Here is a 4,009-nt window from a genome sequence, read left to right on the forward strand (position 1 = left end):
AGATCGTGCGCTGACCGGCAGCGACGTCATCCGCCCTGCGCCGGGCGCCCAGGTGCCGGCTCAGGGCGGCCGGCTCAGTGGCCGAAGACGTCGGAGTCGGTGGCGGCGGCCTCGCCCTGGTCGAGACCGCTGATCGCGCCGACCTCGTCCGCGGTGAGGGCGAAGTCGAAGATGTCGAGGTTGGCCCTCATCCGGTCGGGGTCGGCGGACTTGGGCACCGTGATGAGGCCCAGTTCCATGTGCCAGCGGAGCACGATCTGCGCGGGGGTCTTGCCGTACCGTTCGCCGAGGTCGGTGATGACCGGTTCGGCCAGCAGGGCGCCGCCGCGGCCGATGGGGCTCCACGACTGGGTGACGATGCCGTGTTCGGTGTTGTAGGCGCGGGTGGCGTTCCGCGTCACCGTGGGGTTGAGCTCGATCTGGTTGACGTCGGGGACGACGCCGGTCTCGGCCAGCACGCGGTCGATGTGCGCCGGCTTGAAGTTCGACAGGCCGATGGCCCGTACGCGGCCGTCCTCCAGCAGCTTGACCAGGCCCTTCCAGGCGTCGACGAACCGGTCCCGGCTCGGCAGCGGCCAGTGGATGAGGTACAGGTCGACATAGTCGAGGCCGAGGCGGCCGGCGCTGGCCTGGAAGGCCTCCTGCGCGGCCTGGTAACCGTGCCACTCGCCGTTGAGTTTCGTGGTGACGAACAGTTCCTCGCGGGGCACCCCGCTCGCCCGCAGGCCGCGCCCTACTCCATCCTCGTTCCCGTACGCGTACGCGGTGTCGACCAGGCGGTACCCGGCCTCGACGGCCTGGGCTACCGCGACCTCCGCCTGGTCGTCGGACATCGGCCAGGTGCCGAGGCCCAGCCGGGGAATCGACGCGCCGTTGGCGAGCTTGACGGTCGGGACGGCGGGCGTGCTCACGTGACAGGATCCTTCGCGCTGGAGAGAGGCGCCCTCGCGGCCCCCGCGGAGGAGTGCTTGCGTGCGGGGCCGGGCACGGGCGTGACCACTGCCGACGATATCCGCCGGCTCAGATCTCCCCGGCTCCAGGGTCGGGGCGCCGGCCGTCGCCCGTGAGGGAGCGCGGATCCAGGATGATGCGCGTGCCCGGCTCGGCGGCGACCTGGAGGGTGCGCAGCTGCAGCAGCGACGGATGCTCCTCGAGCAGCCGGGCGGTGTTGGCCAGCGATCGCAGCGCCGCGGCCTCACCGCGTGCCCGCTCCAGCTCGGCGCGGCTGTGCTCGCGGGCCAGCAGGGTCTCCTGCGCGGCCCGGCGGAGTTCGCCCGGCAGCATCAGGTCGCGTGCGTGGGCCTCCGTCACCGTGATGCCGAGCGCGGCGGCACGCTCCGTCAGCGCCTCGGGGAGACCTGCGGACATCCGGCCTCGGTCGGTGAGCAGGTCTTCCAGCGTGGCGGTCGTCATCGAGTGCCGGATCGCCTCCTGGACCGCGGCGTAGAGCGCGAGCTGTGAGGACTCGGCACCGGTCGCGAAGACCACCGGATCGGCGACCGCCCACGTCACGACCACGCTGATCCGCACGGAGATGCCGTCCTGGGTGATGACCTCCTGGCCGTTCACGTGGAGCAGGCGCGGCCGCATCTCCACGGTCACCAGTTCGGAGCGCCTGGCCCGGTAGCGATACCGCCCGGGCTCCAGCACCCGGTCCAGGCGCCCGTCGACGAACAGCAGGGTCCGCTGCCACTCCATCACTGTCACACGCGCCATTGCCGCCTCCATGAACTCCGGGTGGCCGGATCGATCCGGGGCGGACGGCGCTCCCAGCCCTCGGGGGCCGGCGGGGGCGTCCCCGGCCGAAGCCGGGAGCCCGCAGAGCCGAGCGACCCGATGCCACCGAAGTGGCGAGGCGAAGGAGCGCCGCCCGCACGAGGAGTCGAACCTCAGGGTCGGAACCCGGCCAAGGGTTTGGACGCCACGATGCGCAGGACGCCGACCGGCGATGCCGGGGCGCTGCTCAGAACAGCATCCGGAGATCAAGGTAGGGCCGTGCGATCGTCGACGCGAGCGGTTTTCGGGGCAATCCGGTGGTCGGCACCTGAGAACTGGCTCTGGGCGGGCCGGCCTCCCGCCAGGACCTCACCAGCCGCGGCTGCGCCACTCGGGGAGGGCGGGCCGCTCCTTGCCGAGCGTGGTGTCCTTGCCGTGGCCGGGGTAGATCCAGGTCGAGTCCGGCAGCCGGTCGAAGACGCGCTCGACCACATCGGCGAGGAGCTGGTTGAACAGCGACGGGTCTCCCCACGTGTTGCCCACGCCGCCGGGGAACAGGCTGTCGCCGGTGAACAGGTGCGGGGAGTCGGCGAGTTCGCCGCCGGCGTCGTACAGCAGTGCGATGGAGCCGGGGGTGTGGCCGCGCAGGTGGATGACCTCCAGGCTGGTCCGTCCCACCTGTACGGTGCCGCCGTGCTCCACACGCTCGGTGACCGGCACCGGAAGGATGTCGGCGTCGTACGGATGCGCGACCACCGGGGCGTGCGTCGCCTCGACCACCTGGCCGAGCGCCTGCCAGTGGTCCTGGTGCCGGTGGGTGGTGACGACATGGCCGAGCGGGCCATCGCCGATCAGCTCGAGCAGCCGGCTGCCCTCGTTGGCGGCGTCGATGAGCAGTTGCTCACCCGTGGCCGCGCAGCGCAGGACGTAGGCGTTGTTGTCGTACGGCCCCACGGCGACCTTGGTCACGGTGAGGCCGGGCAGCTCACGGACGTCCGGTTCGCCGCCGACCTGAACATCTCCGGTGTAGGTCATGTGCTCCTCCAGTCGATGGCGAACGCCTGAGGCCGGGCGATCAGCGGCCCTCTCATTTTTCCCCATCGCGGGGGCGATATCGCGCACCGGGCCGAATCTCCGGCCCCGCCGACTCGTCCGGGCTTGCCAGGAGGGCCGGGCGGGCCGGGTGGGCCGGGTGGTCGGGTACGGCCATGGGCACCGCGCCACCGCCGCGGGCCGGAGCTGATTGGATGCGACGGTATGAGCCACCCGATCTGCGTCACGTGCGGCGTGCAATACGGTGAGCCGCGTCCGGACTGCCCCATCTGCGAGGACGAGCGCCAGTACGTCGGCTGGACCGGGCAGCGGTGGACCACCCTCGACGAACTGCGCGCGGCCGGTCACCGCGGCCGGGTCGAGGAGGAGGGGCCCGGCGTCATCGGGATCGGCTCCACCCCGCCGATCGCCATCGGCCAGCGGGCCCTGCTGCTCCGCTCGCCGTCGGGCAACGTCCTCTGGGACATGATCACTCATGTCGACGACGACCTCGTCCGCGAGATCGGGGAGCTCGGCGGGGTGAGCGCGATCGCGATCAGTCATCCGCATTTCTACGGAACGATGATCGAGTGGGCGCACGCCTTCGACGCCCCGGTCCACGTCCACGCCGCCGACCGGCGATGGCTGGCCCGGCCCGACGACGCGGTGGAGTTCTGGGAGGGCGACACCCTCGAGATCGCCGACGGGCTCACCCTGATCAACGCGGGTGTGCACTTCGACGGCGGCCAGGTCCTGCACTGGCGGGACGCGGAGAACGGGGCCGGCGCCCTGTTCTCCGGGGACATCGTGCAGGTGGTCCAAGATCGCCGCTGGGTGAGCTTCATGTACAGCTATCCCAACCTCATCCCCGAGCGTCCGCGCACGGTGCGGCGTGCGCTCCGCCTGCTGGAGCCCTACCCCTTCGAGCGCGTGTACGGCGCGTGGTGGCGCAAGATCGTCGAGGTGGACGGGGCCGCGGCCGTACGGAGGTCGGCGGAGCGTTATCTCCGGTTCGCCCTCGACGACGGCTGAACCGCGCTGTGAACCTGCCCCTGTGAACTCCCTCGTGAACTTGCCTGTGAGCCCTGCCGGTGATTCTTGTCGCATCCGGTCGCGGGCATACTTCGAACACGTGTACGGTCTCGGGAGTGTGGCGAGGCGGGGAGGCTTCGTTCTGGACAATCCTGTCGTACCCCCTCGCTAGCCTGAGAGTGACCTGTCTGTCACCAGGCCCTATCACCAGGCCCTAGGGGAACCGGTA

At 71.0% G+C, this 4,009-nt stretch carries 4 protein-coding genes; 1 reads left to right on the forward strand and 3 read right to left on the reverse strand.

Annotation, left to right across the window (positions count from 1 at the left end; all coding sequences use genetic code 11):
- Positions 1-74: 74 nt before the first annotated feature.
- From HKK72_RS36960 to HKK72_RS36970, 3 genes are all read right to left on the reverse strand, one after another.
- On the reverse strand, positions 75-911 hold the full coding sequence (locus HKK72_RS36960; protein WP_315987631.1) for an aldo/keto reductase: 837 nt from the start codon (positions 909-911) through the stop codon (positions 75-77).
- A gap of 109 nt (positions 912-1,020) precedes the next feature.
- Positions 1,021-1,716, reverse strand: coding sequence for a slipin family protein (locus tag HKK72_RS36965; protein WP_187239042.1), 696 nt, complete (start codon positions 1,714-1,716; stop codon positions 1,021-1,023).
- Between the two features lie 369 nt (positions 1,717-2,085).
- Positions 2,086-2,751: an MBL fold metallo-hydrolase gene (locus HKK72_RS36970; RefSeq protein WP_187239043.1), complete on the reverse strand. Its 666-nt coding sequence runs from the start codon at positions 2,749-2,751 to the stop codon at positions 2,086-2,088.
- 222 nt (positions 2,752-2,973) lie between these two features.
- On the opposite strand from HKK72_RS36970, the gene HKK72_RS36975 reads away from it, so the two are divergent.
- Complete coding sequence (locus HKK72_RS36975; protein WP_187239044.1) at positions 2,974-3,780, forward strand: MBL fold metallo-hydrolase; 807 nt, start codon at positions 2,974-2,976, stop codon at positions 3,778-3,780.
- The last annotated feature ends 229 nt before the right edge of the window (positions 3,781-4,009 follow it).

The sequence above is a fragment of the Actinomadura sp. HBU206391 genome (genome assembly GCF_014323665.1).
Classification (GTDB): domain Bacteria; phylum Actinomycetota; class Actinomycetes; order Streptosporangiales; family Streptosporangiaceae; genus Actinomadura_C.